This is a genomic window from Proteus columbae, from assembly GCF_009914335.1.
Lineage (GTDB): Bacteria > Pseudomonadota > Gammaproteobacteria > Enterobacterales > Enterobacteriaceae > Proteus.
The window spans coordinates 2,900,451-2,920,203 of the sequence record NZ_CP043925.1 but is presented as its reverse complement, the minus strand read 5'-3'; the positions used below and the strand labels follow the sequence as shown (position 1 = coordinate 2,920,203).

Below are 19,753 nucleotides of genomic sequence, written 5' to 3'. Positions count from 1 at the left end.
GAAAACTGAGTTTTTCCTTCAAGACTGATGAAATATTTGTGAAACATTAACGCGTTGAGGGAGTAACGATGAAAGCCACAGCAAAAAGAGACCGAGTAAGCGGAAAGTAGCGTAAATAAAGTAAGGAGCACGTTTTAACAAGGTGTTATAACCTTGCATACTGATAAAAATAATATTCTTGAGACTGCTTAAAGGTCTGTCGGTTGGAAGTTCATTTTGCCAATCTGCCCAAGTATCGGCTCGCTCAAAAGTACAAGCAGTAAACTCGATAGCTTTTTGCGTTGTCATTTCAAGGAGTTGTAATCCAATAATTTGCCCATCAATACGTGAAATATTGGCTTTAAAGGCATGTTCACGCTGATTTTGACTGAGTAATAGTGTGATGCTTTCATTTGGAGATAGTGAAAGTTTGACATTGTCAGGCAATAAAATTGCACAGCTATTATCAGAGAAATCATAGAGATAACATCGGTAGAGAGAGCCATTATCTAACAGCAACATGGCAGGAACTTTAACGCGAACACGAGGAAAATGGCGCTGTTGCTTTGTTTCGACAGAAACTGCAATTGCAACACCGAGTAAGATAAGGTTATAACAAACCCATAATAAACACATGGCAACAGCCCATGCTTCATCGGGATCGCCCGTTGCTATGCGCCAAAAAGCAAACAAAATACCTAGCAAGTTCAAGTTGAGAAAGAGTAAGTAAGGGCGGTTAATTCGCCAATCGACAAAGCCTTCTTCCATCACGCCACCTTTACCAGTTACGTTGAAAGTTCCTTTATGAGGAGAGATAAGGGTACTTAACACTGGACGAGTGGTGTACCACGCTAAAATCGTTTCATAAACCTCACCCCAAAATGAGTGGCGATAAGCGCCTTGTAACTTTGCACTGGCGAGTGAAATGTGGATCAAATACGGCACAACATAGAGAGCGATCGCAATCGCAGGTGCATAAATGATATAGGCATGGAAAATAAGAAACGTTAGTGGTGCGAGTAAGAAAATCATCCGTGGAATGCCAGAAAAAAAGTGCAACATGGCATTTAAGTAACAAAGACGTTGCGGCACGCTTAGTCCTTTACCAAACAAGGGATTATCAAGACGGAATATTTGCACCATTCCTCTTGCCCACCGAATACGTTGACCTATATGTGCGGATAATGATTCTGTCGCTAAACCAGCGGCTTGTGGAATGCGAATATAAGCAGATCTCCAGCCATGACGGTGTAAGCGTAATGAGGTATGCGCATCTTCTGTAACAGTTTCAACGGCAATGCCACCAATCTCATCCAATGCAGTACGACGTAAAATTGCGCACGAGCCACAGAAAAACGCTGCATTCCAAGTGTCATTACCATCTTGAACTAACCCATAAAAGAGTGTGCCTTCATTGGGTGTTTCACGAAAGTTACCTAAATTACGTTCAAAAGGATCTGGGGAAAAAAAATGGTGAGGTGTTTGTACCAAAGCCATTTTTTCATCTTTTAAAAACCATCCCATTGTAAATTGTAGAAATGAACGTGTTGGAATATGGTCGCAGTCAAAGATGGCGACAAATTCACCAGACGCGAGAGTTAAAGCATGATTGATATTACCTGCCTTAGCAAAATCATGTTTTTCTCGTGCGATATAACGAATACCAACTTCTTGAGCAAATGCTTTAAATTCAGGGCGGGAGCCATCATCAAGCAGATAAATAGTGAGCTTATCTTTAGGCCAATCTAAATTTAAGCTGGCATAGATTGTGGGTTTAACAACTTGCAGATCTTCGTTATAGGTAGGAATGAAAATATCAACGCTTTGCCATTGTGTAATGTCTTCAGGCATAGAAACAGGTTTTCGATGCAGTGGCCAAATACATTGCATAAAACTAAGGAATAGCACACACCATGCGTAAGTTTCAGCCAGTAAAAGCAGTAAGCCACAAAATAGGCTGAAATTATCAATCCAATAAAGGGTTGAATGATAACGCCACCATATGTATCGACATGCAATTGTTAGTGCCAACATAACCATTGCGATTGAAGAAAAACGCCCAGGAATATCGCGGATAGCTAAGGCAACTAGCCAAAGAACAATCACAAAAACGAACTGAAATGTAAGATCAAACGGTTGAGTGATACTGAGTAAAATAAAGAAAATGGCAAAAATAGCGATAATGGAATAGAGAGCATATTGCCAAAAAGGCGTGGTTTTTTCCTTATGTTCAATGATTTCAATCGCGATAGGAGAGACATGAACAAAGAGTTTTTTGTATGTTTTTCTAATATAGAAAATAAATTGTGTGGGCTTTTTAATCAGTAATTGCCCTACATAATGGCAAGCTAGCCAAATGCTTTGTAACAAATAGCGCAAGGGATCAAAAATTTTAGGGCAACGGGGATCAATATGAGGATATAGCTCTCGTTGTTTTCTGGCAATTTTCCGCCAAAAAGGGGATTCCATCCGTAAAAAAAACCACATAATGCCCATAAATAGCTCGCTAACAATAGCTGCGCTACGAGATGCACCGTTATGGCGATAAAACTTGTAGTAACGAATAAGAATATGTTGTGTCACATTCTTTTCGATTTTATTCGTAGCATCGTAAGATGATGGCATTATGACTGTCCTTCTTTCCTCTTAAATAACGAAAAACACCATTGAGCAAGTTGCGATATTTCTTCTACTAACATGCAATTAGCTCGGTAATCATATAAAGGTAAACGTGAGGCACAGGCCTCTAGTGAGGCTTCATCTCGATGAAGAACAACAGGGCATAATGGAAATGGTGTCGTTTGCCAAAATTGATAAAAATCTTGGTGAATTTGGCTGGTGGCACGAAATTGGTTAATTAATACATATTCATTTTCGGTAAATGTGTGCTGGTTAAGGCGAATATGACAGTTGCTTTCTGCCATTGATACGGTAAAAAAAATATCCGCTTTTTCTATCCAAGATGCGAAAAGGGTGTCTTGCGTATGCTGTAAATCCATTAAAATAATGGCGTCAGGGTGTAGCTGAATAAATGTCGTTAAAAAATGGGTAAGATGTTGTTTTGCTGAGAATGACAATTGTAAGAGCAAGTTATCCTTCATATTAACCAAACCAAAAGGTAACACTTGGTAGTGTGGTCGATAGTAAAAAATACTCTCCTCTATTGGCGTTTCTGCTAATAATGCCTGACTTAATGTGGTATTTTTTTGCTGTGCTGGAAAATAGAAAGACAAAATATTTTCTGTGCAATTATCAATAATCAGCACTTCTTTATTTTGTTGATTAAATTGCCGAGCAAGTGCAATTGCCGTGGATGTTGTACCCACTCCACCTCGGAGTCCTTTTAATACAATAAGTGGCATAGTTAGCCTCATTTAGTCATGTAATGAAATGCATTAAGTAATGGCCAGCGATAAATAAGCATATTATTTCCTTCTTCTTTATTAATATCCTGATAGTGATAGTTATTTAATGAAAATAATTTTTTTAGTTTATCAATGTCCTTATTTAGATTATTTTTTTCTATTTTCATATTTGAGTTAATAAAATTTTCATTTTTCATTTTAATAACCTCTGAATAAAATAATAATAAATTTATATCAAAATTAAAATCTTGATAAAATAGTATCTGATTAATGATTTGTTTTATTTAACTAAGGTTCTTGTTTTAGAATAGGCTTTAAAATACATTATTTCAATTACGTAAAAACACATAAAATAGATATTTATTATCTTATTTCTATAAAAGATGGCTGTTGATTTTCTTTTTTATATTTATATTTTTAAAATTTATTTGTTAAATAATAACGGAAAGGACTTAGCTACAAAGTAAGCAAAAAAAAAGAAATGTAGATTAGCTGTTTATAACAATATATTAAATTATTTAAATTTTATGATCATTATTGTATCTTGATCAGTATCATTTTTCATAGAAAAATCATTATATTATAGTCTTTTATTGATTGGTTGTGTTTTTATATTGAGGTTCTTGTTTGCTTATTGATAAAAATGTTTATTAATTGTTATTCAGTGTTATTGATGTGTACTTTGTTTTGTTTTTGTTTCGAAATATAAAAATAAGATAACTCTGTGTTTCATTATTTAATGTAAATAAAGCATCATTTTTAAAAATAGGCGCTATTATATAAATAGAACGCTGAGTGTTTTATTTTAAAAATCATCTTAAATAAGTTTTCTAGCATTAATTTTTCTTTTATATAAGAGGCCAGTATTTTCTGGCGAGATTCTTTTTTTTATTTTTTATTTAAGGGTTTTTACTTGGTTTTAAATAAATATTCTCTTATATGTTTATTTAGTAGTTAATTAAATATCAGAAGTAATAAAAAGACAGATGTGACTAATCATATAACTGTCGAATTGGATTTATTTATACTAAAGAGTAGGAAATTAAAATGAAAAAATCTAATACAACCCAGTTCAATTTTTTAAATTACTGGCATGGGTTGGGAGCATGGAATTTCTATTTTTTACTAAAGTTTGTTTTGCTTTGGTATGGTTATTTAAATTTTGATGCTTTTAGCAATTTACTTTTTCTTGCCTTTTTATTGTTCCCATTACCAAAAAATATTTGGCATAAAATGCGCAATTGGGTCGCTATCCCAATAGGGATAATTCTATTTTACCATGATACTTGGTTACCCAGCTTTTCAACGGTACTTGCCCAAGGTGGACAACTTAAACAGTTTTCCTTTGATTACCTTGTTGAGTTAACTGTTAACTTTATCAATATCAAAATGATAGGTGTCGCTTTTGTTTTGTTAGTCGGTTACCTTTTTATTGAACAGTGGGTAAGGGTATCTGTTTTTATTATTGCAGGTGTATTGTGGCTAAATATTGGTGGGTTTACTCATATTTCTCAAGGTATGGTGCCTTCTGTTTCAGCGAATACTTTTACGCAAGAAAGTAACATTAATACAGAAAAAAACACTGTCGTTGCCAAAGTGCCTGAGGTGTTACCCGCATCAGTCGAACCTCAAGTCCTCCCTGAAGTTGTACCGACTAAAGAGGTAGAAACTGCATCAATTAATACTGTTTATCCACCACAAAAACAGAAGGTTAATAATAAGGTATTGGATGATTGGCTCACACAATTTTATGGTTACGAGAAAAAACGTACGACACCATTTCCTGCGCAGTTAGCAGCCAATGCCCAACCTTTTGATATTTTGATTATTAATATTTGTTCACTTTCTACCGCTGATGCGGCGGCTGTTGGGCTACAAGAACACCCAATTTGGGGTAACTTTAATGTGTTATTTAGCCACTTTAACAGCGTATCTTCTTATAGTGGTCCTGCATCATTAAGATTATTACGCGCGAGTTGTGGTCAGACTCACCATTCTGATTTATACGATCCCGCAGATACGCAATGCTCGCTGATGGATAATTTATCATCGTTAGGATTTGCCAAGAAATTGGTACTTGACCACAACGGGAAGTTTGGTAATTACCTCAAAGAAGTTCAGCAACTCGGCAATCTTAATATCGCCTTACAAGATCAAGAGAATCTTTCTCATCAAATTACCGCATTTGATGGCACCAAAATTTACAACGATAAGGAAACATTACAACGTTGGTTGAAAGCGCGTGAACAGTCTAACGAAGACCGCACTGTGACCTTTGTGAACTTGGTATCACTACATGATGGTAACCGTTATGTAGGAGAAAATAGCGCTGCTGATTATGGCAAGCGTGCCTCCACATTACTTGATAATTTAGATAGCTTTATGGATGAACTAGATAAAAAAGGAAGAAAAGTGATGGTGGTGATTGTGCCTGAGCATGGTGCGGCTTTACAAGGTGATAAGACGCAAATGTCAGGGTTAAGAGATATTCCAAGCCAAAGTATTACTACCGTACCTGTTGGTATTCGTTTCACTGGAATAAAAGAGCAAGCATCATTTAACCCTCCTGTGATTGTTGATGAACCAAGCAGCTATTTAGCTATTTCTGAGTTTATTTCTCGTAATGTGAATGGGGATGTCTTTAACCAATCTGCTATTGATTGGGATGCATTGGCCAGTGAACTTCCTCAAACTGCCAATGTTGCGGAAAATCAAGCTACGGTTGTGGTTGATTATCAAGGGCAGTCTTATATCAAGTTAAATGGAGGAGAGTGGATTAATTATCCTAACTAACTTTTTATCGCTTTTTATAAAAAAAGCGTTTCATCATAAATCTATGTTCTCGTTTTCTCTTATTGAGATCCCCGTATGATTGCGGGGTTTTTTTATGGGTTTTATAAATAGAGGCCATAAAAAAACCACATCTATAAAGATGTGGTCTTATTAAAATCAATAACATGATGTTATTGGCAAGAGACTTATTTTAAGCCTGCCGCTTCACGTAAGATTTCAGCTTTATCTGTTGCTTCCCAAGGGAATTCAGGACGACCAAAGTGACCGTAAGCAGCCGTTTTTTGGTAGATTGGGTGCAGTAAATCTAACATTTGAATTAATCCGTAAGGACGTAAGTCAAAGAATTCACGCACTAACAGAATCAGTTGTGCTGTTGGGACTTTTTCAGTACCAAATGTTTCTACCATAATTGATGTTGGCTCTGCCACACCGATTGCGTAAGAAACTTGGATTTCACAACGATCTGCTAAACCTGCTGCCACGATATTTTTAGCAACGTAACGTGCAGCATAAGCTGCTGAACGGTCTACTTTCGATGGATCTTTACCAGAGAAAGCGCCACCGCCGTGACGAGCCATACCGCCGTAAGTATCAACAATGATTTTACGACCGGTTAAACCACAGTCACCCATTGGTCCACCGATAACAAAACGACCTGTTGGGTTGATGAAATATTTAGTTTGCTCATTTAACCATTCTGCTGGCAGAACAGGTTTAATGATCTCTTCCATCACGGCTTCATGCAGATCTTTTTGTGAAATATCTTCAGAATGCTGAGTTGATAATACAACAGCATCAATACCAACAACTTTATTGTTGTCATATTGGAAGGTAATTTGGCTTTTTGCATCAGGGCGTAACCAAGATAAAGTACCACTTTTACGGACTTGTGCTTGGCGTTGAACTAAGCGATGAGCATAAGTAATTGGAGCAGGCATTAATACATCAGTTTCGTTGGTTGCATAACCAAACATTAAACCTTGGTCGCCAGCGCCTTGTTCTAATGGATTTGCACGGTCAACACCTTGGTTGATATCAGGAGATTGTTTACCAATCGCACTGATAACTGCGCAGGAATTAGCATCAAAGCCCATGTCGGAACTGGTGTAGCCGATTTCACGAACAGTGTTACGTGTAATTTCTTCGATATCGACCCAAGCTTTGGTGGTAATTTCTCCGCCTACCATAACCATGCCTGTCTTAACGTAAGTTTCGCAGGCAACGCGTGCTTTTGGATCTTGTTCTAAAATTGCATCCAGAACGGCATCAGAAATTTGATCCGCGATTTTATCTGGATGACCTTCTGAGACTGATTCAGAAGTAAAAAGGTGTGTAGTCATTATATCTCGTTACCTTAATACAAACGGTTTAAGGATGGATGTTTTAACATCTAGACGTCCATTTTATGACTCTTCTCTCTTTAATTCCAGCTTTTTTTAATCAAATATAGGGATAAAGCAGAATCAAACAGTTAATCTTATTTTTTGTTGCCCGCTATTTTTGTGTTGAGAAAATAGGGAGTAGAGAAAAAAAAGTTTTTTGTACTTTTTGCTTTGCATTTTTAACTAACTAAAGGTATAAACTCGCGATTACTGTGAAATCTGAACACAGTGTAAACCGCAGGATTTCTGATCCTGTTTCTCTGTTAGGGAAATGGCTTACGGGTTTAAGCCATGTGTGGAGTGAATGGGTAATGTTCCATTGTCTACAGGTTAGTCTTTTCAAAAACCAAAACAGTACTCACCAATACTATACACGTAGTATATCTAGAGTAATTTCCTCTTTGAGCTCTTTCTCTTTAGAGCGAAGTTGTCTGTTACTTGCCAATAGGTAATTGTGTTAACTCGTTATAGGTTAACTCAAGAACTTTCTACTATTATGTCCTGCGTATAGCTGGATAATCATATAAAAATATATAGTGAGCCATTACTTCCAACTGTTATTTATCAGTCGTTTCAGATTTTTGTCAGATAATTGACTACTATGGTGACAGGCAAGGTATAAACTCATACTCCCTAAGGAGAATGTCATGAATGATAACATCGCTCGTAAGATGCAGCAGACCTATAACATTGCATATTGGGGGGGCGGTTACTATTTAGCGAATAATCGAGGAAATATTAGCGTTTGCCCTAATCCTGATGTTCCTGATGCTAATTTTGATTTAACCGAATTGGTTAAACGAGTTCAAGAAGAGCAACCGAACCTGCGTTTACCTGCACTTTTTTGCTTTCCACAAATATTACAACATCGTTTACGTTCGATTAATGCCGCGTTTCATCGCGCGCGTGAATCCTATGGTTATAAAGGTGACTATTTTTTAGTTTATCCAATTAAAGTTAACCAACAACGTCGTGTGATTGAGTCATTAGTGAATGCAGGAGAGCCTTTAGGTTTAGAGGCTGGCTCTAAAGCGGAATTAATGGCAGTACTTGCTCATGCCAATATGACAAGCTCTGTGATTGTTTGTAATGGTTATAAAGACCGTGAGTATATTCGCTTAGCACTCACAGGTGAAAAACTTGGGCATAAAGTTTTCTTAGTCATTGAGAAAATGTCTGAGATTAAAATGGTTCTTGAAGAAGCTGAACGTTTAGAAGTTATTCCACGTTTAGGCGTTCGCGCTCGTCTTGCTTCTCAAGGATCAGGCAAATGGCAGGCAAGTGGTGGTGAAAAATCAAAATTTGGTTTAGCTGCGACACAAGTTCTGCAATTAATTGATATGTTACGCCAAGCTGACCGCTTAGATAGCCTGCAATTACTGCATTTCCATTTGGGATCACAAATGGCGAATATCCGTGATATCGCAACGGGTGTTCGTGAATCTGCACGCTTCTATGTTGAACTGCACAAATTGGGCGTAAATATTCAGTATTTCGATGTGGGTGGTGGTTTAGGTGTGGACTATGAAGGTACACGTTCACAATCTGATTGCTCTGTTAACTATGGCCTTAATGAATACGCGAATAACGTTATTTGGGCGATTGGTGACGCATGTGATGAAAATGATTTACCGCATCCAACCGTTATTACTGAATCAGGTCGTGCATTAACGGCACACCATACCGTATTAATTTCTAATGTGATTGGCGTTGAGCGTAATGAATTTACGGCAATTACACCACCTGAAGATGATGCTGCAAGACCAATTGCAAGTCTTTGGGAAACATGGGAAGAGATGCAAACTAAGGGGCATAGCCGTTCATTACGTGAATGGTTACACGATAGCCAATTAGACTTACACGATGTGCATACTCAATATGTTCACGGCATGTTAAGCCTGACAGAGCGTGCATGGGCAGAAGAGCTGTATTTGAATATTTGTCGTCGTATTCAGTATGATTTAGATCCAAGTAATCGTGCTCATCGTCCTATTATTGATGAGTTACAAGAACGTATGTCAGATAAGTTCTATGTTAACTTTTCATTGTTCCAATCTTTACCTGATGCATGGGGTATCGACCAGTTATTCCCTGTATTACCTATTGAAGGGCTAGATAAACCTCTTGATCGTCGCGCAGTGTTACTTGATATTACTTGTGACTCAGATGGTATTATTGACCATTATGTTGATGGTGATGGTGTTGAAACAACAATGCCAATGCCCGCTTATGATCCAGAATATCCACCCATGATCGGTTTCTTTATGGTAGGGGCTTATCAGGAAATTTTAGGCAATATGCATAACTTATTTGGTGATACGGCGGCTGTTGACGTTTACCTTGATGAGAAAGGTAATCTGACTTACGTGCAAAGTGAAGAGGGTGATACGGTTGCCGATATGCTCCAGTACGTTAAGTTAAATCCTACCGTGCTGTTAGATCGTTTCCGTACTCAAGTAAAAAATGCACAGTTAGATGAAGCCTTACAAGAGCAATTCCTGACTGAATTTGAAAGTGGTTTATACGGTTATACGTATCTGGAAGAAGAAGAGTAATTCTTCACTTTCCAATGCAAGAGTGATGTTATTAAACATCACTCTTTATCTATCATATTGATTGTATGTTGCTTATTTTAAATAAGTAACAGAGGTAATAGCATGAAAAATAGTACGTTAGGTAATGAGACTGATAATTCATTGATCTCTAATGCATTTGGTTTTTTACGTTTTCCACTGAATTTTCAGCCTTACAGCAGTGATGCAGATTGGGTTATTACGGGTGTGCCTTTTGATATGGCAACATCAGGTCGCGCAGGCACTCGTCACGGACCGGGTGCTATTCGTCAAATTTCAACGAATTTAGCGTGGGAAGGTAACCGCTGGCCGTGGGATTTCGATATGCGTGAACGTTTAAACGTTGTCGACTGTGGTGACTTAGTTTTTAACTTCGGTGATGCACAAGATATGAGCGATAAATTACAAGCTCATACAGAGAAGTTATTAGCGGCAGGTAAAAAATGTTTAACGTTTGGTGGTGACCATTTTGTCACATTACCTTTATTACGCGCCCATGCAAAACACTTTGGTAAAATGGCATTAGTTCATTTTGATGCGCATACCGATACTTATGGTAATGGCAGTAAATTTGACCACGGTACAATGTTCTTCCATGCACCAAATGAAGGATTAATCGATCCTAACCACTCTGTTCAAATTGGTATTCGTACTGATCATGACAGTGATAATGGTTTCACTGTATTGGATGCAGCGCAAGTTAACGATCGTGGTGTGACTGATCTTGTTGATCAGATCAAAGGTATTGTTGGCGACTTACCTGTTTACCTGACTTTTGATATTGATTGCCTTGATCCTGCGTTTGCACCAGGAACAGGAACACCCGTTGTTGGTGGATTAACAACAGATAAAGCACTGAAGATCTTACGTGCATTACAACCGCTAAATATTGTTGGTATGGATTTAGTTGAAGTTTCTCCAGCTTACGATCAATCTGATATTACAGCGCTTGCTGGGGCAACAATTGCACTTGATATGCTTTATTTGCAGGCAGCTAAAAAGTAACTTTGCTTGATGCTAATAAATTAGAGAGGTACGAAGACGCTTTTATGCGAGAACGTTATCTCACTAATATTAAAAAATAATTTAAATTCAACTAAATAAAAAGTAGCTTCATATTATGAAGCTATTTTTTTAATAAAATAGTTAACTTGATTCGTTTTATTATAATTACGCATCTTACTTTAATGTGTGTTATTTTTTATATTTATATTAGTGGAATAATGCAATTATTTTTCAGTTAAATAAATTATTTAAATGGAAAATATAAAATGGAAGAAAATAAATTATTAATAAATAATGACGAATCATATTGCTTTACACTCATAAAAATAGAGAAAGATTTCTTAAAAAAAGTAAACAATGATAAGATAAATGCATATTATTCATTAAATGATAAAAGAAAGAACACTAACGAAAATGTTGTTATTCTTCTGAGTGAAAAGGATGAAATAGAAAAGAACTATCTTAGATATGTAGATGAATATCATGCGGCTGGATATGATTTATTTATTGTTGATGTATCAAAAAATAAAAATGCAGGTTCTGATTTATTAGAACATCTTTGGTTACAGCATAGAGGGCAATTACCTCAAAATATTTTCATTCATGGAAATAACGATCAAAGAGAAAATGCGCTTTTATTATATAAAAATAATATTGCCAAGAATAATGAAATAAAAGGCATTATATTAAGTAGTTATCTTCCTAAAAATGAATTTATTTTTCCATCAGATTTAGAAATAAATACAAATATTTATTTCTCTTATGAAAATCCTGACGAGGACTATAACAATAATCTCATCTATAATGAATTATTAAATAAAAATAAAAAAGTAAAAAAAATTAGCTTCACGAATAGAGAAGAATATAATAGCTTTTCAGAATTAAATAAAAAAGAAAATAATAAAATATTAAATTCATTGAGTTCTAATAATCATAGAAAAAAGGAGCTAAACGAAGTAAAAATAGGCATGCCAATTAAAGATCAAGCGATATTTTCTCAAATATCAGAAGAAAAAGGGCTTATTATTGGTGTAAGACCTATCGATACTAATTCGACTTCATTAATTTCATCGGGAGAATATAGTAGTAAGAGCTTAGCTATCAAGGCGAAAAGTTCTGATTGGGGGCCTATGGCTGGTTTTATTCCTGTCGATCAATCACTGGCTAAAGGATCGGCGCAAAAAGATCTATTGAAATACAATAAAGCAGTAGCAGATGCAATAAATGCGGGCGTTGCATCAGTGAGTGAGCTTTATATTTCAGACGAAAGAGTGAATGAATTGATAGAAAGTAAAGTGATCAATTATCTTTATGATAAAAATTCACCTTTAAATTTTGAAGTCATACACAATAATAAAACACATGAGTTTTTTTTAGAACCACAAATAATAGAAGGAAAACAGTATTATTTAGTTCAACACTATAATCGATTTGGAGCAGAGCCTGTATTGGTGATCGCTGATCCTATATCAAATAAACCGATGATTGCAGATTATGATCTATTTACGGTGATTTATCCTTATAGTCATTTAGGAACAAATACACGCGTTAATATGCCTGTATCTTGGGAGGAATGGAAACAAAGTGTGAATTACGCTGAACTCACTGATAAGCAAAAAATACTATACAATGATCAATTATTATATGAAAAAAATGAAGGACATCAATTAGGGTTTATTAGTCAGCAAATAAAAGAACTAAAAAATGAATTAAACGTAGCATTAGGGAGATCAATAGGGATGGAAATAGTCCATCATGGTGCCGATGATGCTAATCCCTTTGCGGTAATTCATGATAATTTTCCTGCCACTTTTTTTGTTCCTAAATCACTATTTGATAAACCGCTTAATTCAAAAAATCAAACATTACATGATTTTTTTTATATTAATAATAATGGTACCGTTGTATTACAATCACCAGATGAATTTTCAAAATTTCAACAATCTATGATTGATCTAGGTTATATTGCGCCTTTAAATGAAAAATGGAACGATGGAGTCAATAATAATTATTTTACAAGCCAACGAAAGATCTCTGCCACATTTATTGATACAAAAAAAGAAATAGGGCGAAAGTTAAGCATAGATAAAAAAGATAAATATACGTTAGAATATGAAATCTCACTTAATAAATTTAAGGAAGGTTCTTATGTTAAAAATAATAAACATTCACCTGAAATAGAACTTAATAATAATGCTAAGAATGAAATAACTTTATTATCATCAGAATATAATCATAAAAATGATCTTTTAAATAAGATGGATAATAAAAATCATCTTTTATCTACAAAAGATAAAATTGAATTTTATTCAAAAGTAAGCGATATAAAATGGTTTAAAAAAATAGGTTATAAATTACTTGAATCATTGATTAAGACAGAAGGACTTTTTTTGAATAGAACGAATGAAACTAATTTAATTAGTTTCTTTTCTTTATTATCTAAATATTCTGATATTGATACACCAATATACAAATCATTTACTGTTAAAAACAATGATATTTTAAGCAATAATTATGAAAAAGGAAATTTACTCGCTTTTGATGGTATTTTTCATGGCTTTAGTAATATTGAAAAAGTAAAGAAATCATCGTCTGATAATGTATATATTTCTATTATTGGAAAACACAGTGCGAAACCATTAACAAGTCTTCATTCAGGAAGTTCAGAAAGAGCAATTATTGCACCGGGAACACACTTTCGTGTAATAAAAAATAAAATTATCAATAATAAAAATTATGTTGTGTTAGAAATTGCTAATGAAATAAATCATCAAGAACCTGTTTTTGATTTATATGATGGAGAATTAAAAGGCATTGGTATTGATAAGTATAGAACGACATTTAACGAAAAAACGGAAAGAAAGATAAATTCTTCTCAGCTGAATAATATTTTTGGATCTTGGCGTGGTGAATCACTAGGATCAGCGACTATTAAAAATGTAGTAGATAAAATTATCGAAGGAAAAATTTCAGTTGAATATGCAATACATAAATATTTTAAAGAAATTTCAAAGGTTTTCTCTAGTGATAATAGCACCTTATTATCGAATAAATTATATCTTGCTGTTTATGATCCATTAATAAGTAAGGCGTTTAATCAATATGTGAATGAAAATATAACCTTAGAAACGTGGAAAAATAGCTATAATGTTAACTATTTAAACGATACTATAACTGATAATATAAATAGAATTAAATTATTAATAAATAATATTTATGATGTACCGAAATCGGTTGATTATTTAAGTGACGCATCAATTGAATTACTCTCTCATTATTTTAATGAACCTAATAAAAATAAATTGACGGTTGATTTATTGAAAATAGCTTTAAATGAAAAAGAGTATAATATTGCTATTAATGATGTTGATTATTTAATCTCATTAAATAGTAATAAAGATATTTTATCATCAGTTGGTATAAACGAAGTACGAACATTAAGTCAAAAAAGATCACATGAGAATAAATCAACTGATAATTTATTTGAATTAAGCTTAGGGCTTAATAATAGTGAAATTGTAGAGGATAAAATAAAAATCCATAACATTGAAGTGGATAAAAGACTACTTATCAGTTTAGGTGCGAAAATTAATAATAAAAAAATAGAGCATAGTGATATTTTTGAAAAAAATCATGATTATTCAAATCTTACATTCGATGCGGATAAGATAAATGATTATTTCTTAAGTGCTTCAGGAACTGATGATGATAAACAAGCTATTTCTATTATTAAAAGTTTATTAAATAATAAAGAAGAAAATATAAAAAAGTTAATTTCAATTGATGCTGAGCGTATTGATTACCTTGTAAGCTATGAGCGATTGGTTAAAATTTTAGAATTAGAAAAACGCGCATTTGATGAACATTATTGGGATAGCATTAGAAAACCTTCATTAAAAATACCTAGGCATATGAAAATATTGAGTAAGGTAGGTTATGCTAATATTAGTTATTCTATGTGGCAGTCTGTTAATAATACGTTTTCTTTAGCCGAACAACTCAATAATCCCAATCTATCTTTACAACAACGAAAAGAAATCATCACTAACTTGTCATTAATGTGGTCTGAAATGACATTTAATGGGGTTTCTGAAATTATTGAAATTGCAATAGCAAAAGGATTATTGCGATATCGACACAATCCTTTGGAATATGCGAGCAAGATAAGTACGCGAGTAGGGATTGCGCTTAATATTCTTTCAGTTGGATTTGATATTTATCATGCTTATGATAATTTCAGCCGAATTTCTGGTGAAACTGATGAAAAGCGAAAAATTGATTATATCGTTGATGGTTCATTCGCTATTGTTTCAGGGCTTGTTACTGTAGGAATTTCTATAGCTATACTTGCAGGTTCAGCAATTGCAGGACCTGTCGGTATTGCTGCTGGTGCTTTGATTGCATTAGCAACTTCAATTTATAGTGCCGTAAGATTAATTGAAGAGGCAAAAAAACAAACCAATTTTACGCCTATGGAGGAATTAAATAATGGTTTTTATGCCTTTCTTATGGGGGATATTACTCCAGATAAGAAAAATGAGATAATATATTTAGACACCGAAAATCAACTTGAAGAGATGATTGATAAAAAGGCGCTAACTCATCTTGAAGAAATAAAAAAACAAAGTCCAGATAGTAGTTATTTTTATACAAATGAAAAACAGATTTATCAAGAATATTATTATTATAAAGTTATTCCTACATTAATAGAAGAAACAGCCGATTCTATTTTAATGCCTTTAAAAGATTTTATTTCCCAGCGAATATTACAAAATATGAGCCAAAAAGAAGCTGAAGAGATTTCAGCTCTTACTCCTTATCTGAGTGCCAAAAAAACAGCGTATAAATATTATTTACCTAAAGAAGCGATTGCCACAGATGAAAAGCTTATTTTTGATATGGATTTTTATGTTAATGAGCTAAATCGGTATACAATAAAAATTGCTTCTGACGACGAGAGCGTTATTTTTGGCGAGATAGTGGATGAGGATTTTTTTAAGAATAGTAAAACAACTAAAGAGTATGTGATTAATAAATTAGGAGAAAGTAAATTAGAGAATGGATTAATAAGAGCTAATAATATTGAAAAATACTATACTTCGGATTGGCATGAGAATACAGTTCTTTATTTTAACACACATAATGGTAATGATATTATTGCAGCGCCCTCAATAACTCAAAATACATTCGATATTTATAATGGCACTAAGCGATTAAGTGGCGGTTCAAAAGATGATGTATTTAATGTATTTACATCAGAGTCACCTTATTATGCGAGCCGTTTTTATGGTCGAGAAGGAAATGACACACTTCGTCTGATAAAAACTAAGGGCAAATACACGGGTTATAAAGTCGATTTACAACATAATTACGTTAAATTTCAAAATTCAGAAGATAAAACGAATAGCCAAAGTTTTCATTCAAAACTTTATCTTTATCAAAATGAAGGGCGTTTTTATTCGAAAAAACTTATTGATACAATGCCAAATATTGAGTTACAAGATCAGCAAGTTATTGCTTATTTAGACAGTATTGAAAATGTAATTGGCAGTGAAATGGGTGATGATTATATTTTGGGTAATGAAGAGGCTAATTATTTAAATGGTGCTGGTAGTGTTGATCATTTATATGGTAAAGGGGGAAATGATACACTTGTATTAAATGAAGGTTATGCTGAAGGCGGTGAGGGCAATGATAGCTATGTTATTTTACGATCTTCTTTAGAACAGAGTTATAATAAATTATTTGAAACTATTATTAATGAAACTAATAAGTTAGGAACTAGTGTTGTAAGGTTTAATTATTGTTTTGATGAAATAACATCAATAAAACGTAATAAAAAAGATATTATTTTTGATTTTAAAATTAATAATGAAAATCATGAGGGAAAATATATTTATCATTCTGTGACATTGAAAAATGTTTATGATGATTCAGTAAATAATACGCATTCACATCGTTATACATTAATAACTCAAGATGGTTTCACACTCACTTTGGATGAAAATACTAAAGATAAAATTTTATACAAATTTAGTTATTTAGAGAAATATAATGAATCAAAATTAGCAATTAAAGATTTTTATATTAATGAGTATGATAATTTAGTTGTGACTGCTTTTAAAAGTCAGAGTCGAAATATAAAATTATTGCCAGAATTTGAATACAGTGGTTTTTCATCTGGAACAAATTTACGATTTGGTATTCACGGCAATAACCAAAATAATCATTATGTCGGTATTGAGGCTGACTCATACATTAAATTAAGTCAGGGAAATGATACTTATCAAATAAAAACGTTTTTAACAAAAAATAACAATGAAAGGGTGAATATCTCACTATCTGATCATATTGATAAATTAACTGATAATGATGTAAGCTATTTCTTTTTAACCGATATAAGTGGTTTTGATTTAACCTTTAAAGATGGTCTTTTATCTCATCGTTATCTTCCTGATGATTATTTAACGCTATGTTTCGAAACAAATCTATTAAATAAAATTGTTGATACCAACGCGACTATTCGATTAATAGATAAAGATAATGTTGTTTTTACATTACCAACTAAAGATAGTCATTCAAATTTGCTTATGCCTGTTGTTAATTTGAATTTAAATATAAGCAAAAGTGATGATGTATTGGTGATCCCTGAATCACTTAGTTTAAATAAAGCAGCATTATCTGCCTATGGTGTTAATTCGGTAATGCCTTATTCAACTCGATTGTCAGCAACACTTGCAGACAAACCAAAAGAACTCATTGATTTATTGCCTATTCTTGAGCTGAATGATGGGAATGATATTGTTGTTAATCATAATAATATGAGTTCAGTTATTGATGGTGGGAAAGGTGATGATAATATTCTTGTTAATAAAGGGCATCATATTTTAATTGCTGGGGAAGGTAATGATCGCTTGAGCGGAGGTGAAGGCAACGATCTGTTAATTTCTCAATTTGGTCATGATTATCTGAGTGGCGGTGAAGGTAGCAATGTATATGTGGTGCAAAAACGGCAAAGTCATGTGACTATTTATGATGAAGGAAAAAACAGCCATATTTTAGTGACTGGATTGGCGGAAAATGAAACATTGATTTCATCTCAAGTGGGTAATAATACACAGTATCAAACTCAAGATAAGCAATTTACGTTAATTGTAAAAATGGCAGTAAATGAGGTGAATGAAAAAGAACAGAAACCAGTTATTTCGATGACTGAAACATCCTCAGTGCTATCATTACAAGGGTTAGCAAATATTATCCAAGATATGGTAACATTCAATCAGCAACAATTTACTGTTGTGAACAATCACGAAACTATGTCGTTATCGACATGGTCACCTTTGGCATTAGTGGAAAAGCAGTTGTGATTTTTTAATTATTGAGATCCTATCACTTAAAAAAACAGCCCCAATTAAATTTGAGGCTGTTTTACCGATAACAAATAGCTTAAATACGATAACGTTAAAGCTGAAAATAACGAGCAAGCAGTGGCGCGGTAAAATTCTTTTTTAAATAAAAACCTCTGGGTAATGTCATAATACGTTGTCCATTTTCACCAATAGCTTCGGTTAATGCCTTGCTGTTAGCTGCTTTCGGGCGGATTTGTAAGACTTGCCCGTGGCGTGCGGTAATGCTTTCTACTTTACCCAACACAATCATATCCATTAGCTCTTCCCAATCATGACGTAATAATTCTTCTTCCGTCCTATTAGGGCTCCAAAGTAATGGAGAAGCGACGCGACGTTGTGCTAATGGTATTTCCCTTTCTCCTTCAACAGGCACCCATAATACTTTTGAGAGTTTACGTTTTACATGGCTATTTTCCCAAGTAATACCGCTGTTTCCGGTTAATGCTGCGACACAGACAAAAGTTGTTTCCAAAGGCATACCTAATCTATCAATTGGAATTGTTTTGAGTTCAATGCCCAACTCACTGAAGTCTTGCTCCGGTTTGCTACCTGCACTTGCACCTAAATAATATTCCAACAACATACCTACCCAGCCTTTATCTCTTTTAAGATCAATTGGGATTGGAAGTTGTGCAAAAGCGGCAAGTTCACCAAAAGTATAACCTGCAAGCGCTTTTGCTCGTTCGAATAAAACTTGCTCATTTTCGGGCGCTACTGGTGGCGTAAACATAGTTATTATCTTCTTGTATAAATAATAGACAGAAAAAACAGGTTATTGATAACGTATTTAGCTTTATTTCATTTAAATCATAATAGCATGATATATCATCATTTTTTTGAGTTAACTCGCCAATTGAAATTTATAATTCTAAGTTGTGCACGGTTATCCTGAAATCATAAACAGGCTTTTACACTAGGTTATCCACAGCTTTATGGGATAACTCACAGAAAGTGAGATCACTGTTCTGATTTACAGCCTTGACTTTTGCAGATATTTGCCAAAATTATCCTATTTTGCCTAACTAATCGGCATAACCTGTGGATAAAACACCCTGTGGCTATTTTTTGTGCGATTTGAGCGGGAGGGTATTTTAATTGTTTTATCCAATCGCTGAAATAGGCATTGAAATCTAGCTACTAATTTGAATTATAAGTGATATTTTAAAATTTATATCAACAGCCTTTCTAACAATATAAAAACTATACCCTGATTATCTCACTCTTTTTCACATAGATATCCACAGAAA

9 protein-coding genes are annotated in these 19,753 nt (G+C 34.0%); 4 read left to right on the top strand and 5 right to left on the bottom strand.

Annotation, left to right across the window (positions count from 1 at the left end; all coding sequences use genetic code 11):
• Window positions 1-18 precede the first annotated feature (18 nt).
• Genes bcsA through bcsR form a run of 3 tightly spaced genes read right to left on the bottom strand, consistent with a single transcriptional unit; the run spans window position 19 to window position 3,541 of the window.
• Complete coding sequence (bcsA, locus tag F1325_RS13830; protein ID WP_160230590.1) at window positions 19-2,604, bottom strand: UDP-forming cellulose synthase catalytic subunit; 2,586 nt, start codon at window positions 2,602-2,604, stop codon at window positions 19-21.
• Window positions 2,604-3,341: a cellulose synthase operon protein YhjQ/BcsQ gene (locus F1325_RS13825; RefSeq protein WP_109371182.1), complete on the bottom strand. Its 738-nt coding sequence runs from the start codon at window positions 3,339-3,341 to the stop codon at window positions 2,604-2,606. The genes bcsA and F1325_RS13825 overlap by 1 nt, the downstream gene beginning before the upstream one ends.
• A gap of 8 nt (window positions 3,342-3,349) precedes the next feature.
• Window positions 3,350-3,541 (bottom strand): cellulose biosynthesis protein BcsR, encoded by a 192-nt coding sequence (bcsR, locus tag F1325_RS13820; RefSeq protein ID WP_109371180.1) that lies wholly within the window; start codon window positions 3,539-3,541, stop codon window positions 3,350-3,352.
• Window positions 3,542-4,391: 850 nt separating this feature from the next.
• Here bcsR and bcsG point away from each other — a divergent pair.
• Window positions 4,392-6,137: a cellulose biosynthesis protein BcsG gene (gene bcsG, locus F1325_RS13815; RefSeq protein ID WP_109371178.1), complete on the top strand. Its 1,746-nt coding sequence runs from the start codon at window positions 4,392-4,394 to the stop codon at window positions 6,135-6,137.
• A 185-nt stretch (window positions 6,138-6,322) separates the two neighbouring features.
• Here bcsG and metK read toward each other — a convergent pair whose 3' ends face one another.
• Window positions 6,323-7,477, bottom strand: a complete 1,155-nt coding sequence (gene metK, locus F1325_RS13810) for a methionine adenosyltransferase (RefSeq protein WP_100159133.1) — start codon at window positions 7,475-7,477, stop codon at window positions 6,323-6,325.
• A gap of 689 nt (window positions 7,478-8,166) precedes the next feature.
• On the opposite strand from metK, the gene speA reads away from it, so the two are divergent.
• From speA to F1325_RS13795, 3 genes are all read left to right on the top strand, one after another.
• A complete protein-coding gene (gene speA, locus F1325_RS13805) occupies window positions 8,167-10,074 on the top strand; it encodes a biosynthetic arginine decarboxylase (RefSeq protein WP_109371176.1) in 1,908 nt (635 codons plus the stop codon).
• A 102-nt stretch (window positions 10,075-10,176) separates the two neighbouring features.
• The gene (gene speB / locus F1325_RS13800) at window positions 10,177-11,097 is read left to right on the top strand and encodes an agmatinase (RefSeq protein ID WP_006533786.1); all 921 of its coding nucleotides are present in this window, start codon (window positions 10,177-10,179) and stop codon (window positions 11,095-11,097) included.
• Window positions 11,098-11,363: 266 nt separating this feature from the next.
• Window positions 11,364-18,464: an anthrax toxin-like adenylyl cyclase domain-containing protein gene (locus F1325_RS13795; RefSeq protein ID WP_160230589.1), complete on the top strand. Its 7,101-nt coding sequence runs from the start codon at window positions 11,364-11,366 to the stop codon at window positions 18,462-18,464.
• Between the two features lie 94 nt (window positions 18,465-18,558).
• Here F1325_RS13795 and mutH read toward each other — a convergent pair whose 3' ends face one another.
• Window positions 18,559-19,236, bottom strand: coding sequence for a DNA mismatch repair endonuclease MutH (gene mutH / locus F1325_RS13790; RefSeq protein ID WP_109371172.1), 678 nt, complete (start codon window positions 19,234-19,236; stop codon window positions 18,559-18,561).
• Window positions 19,237-19,753 lie beyond the last annotated feature (517 nt).

Coding starts and splice junctions, on each gene's coding strand:
- bcsA (WP_160230590.1), bottom strand. CDS start 2,604: ATGCCATCATCTTACGATGCTACGAATAAAATCGAAAAGAATGTGACA.
- F1325_RS13825 (WP_109371182.1), bottom strand. CDS start 3,341: ATGCCACTTATTGTATTAAAAGGACTCCGAGGTGGAGTGGGTACAACA.
- bcsR (WP_109371180.1), bottom strand. CDS start 3,541: ATGAAAAATGAAAATTTTATTAACTCAAATATGAAAATAGAAAAAAAT.
- bcsG (WP_109371178.1), top strand. CDS start 4,392: ATGAAAAAATCTAATACAACCCAGTTCAATTTTTTAAATTACTGGCAT.
- metK (WP_100159133.1), bottom strand. CDS start 7,477: ATGACTACACACCTTTTTACTTCTGAATCAGTCTCAGAAGGTCATCCA.
- speA (WP_109371176.1), top strand. CDS start 8,167: ATGAATGATAACATCGCTCGTAAGATGCAGCAGACCTATAACATTGCA.
- speB (WP_006533786.1), top strand. CDS start 10,177: ATGAAAAATAGTACGTTAGGTAATGAGACTGATAATTCATTGATCTCT.
- F1325_RS13795 (WP_160230589.1), top strand. CDS start 11,364: ATGGAAGAAAATAAATTATTAATAAATAATGACGAATCATATTGCTTT.
- mutH (WP_109371172.1), bottom strand. CDS start 19,236: ATGTTTACGCCACCAGTAGCGCCCGAAAATGAGCAAGTTTTATTCGAA.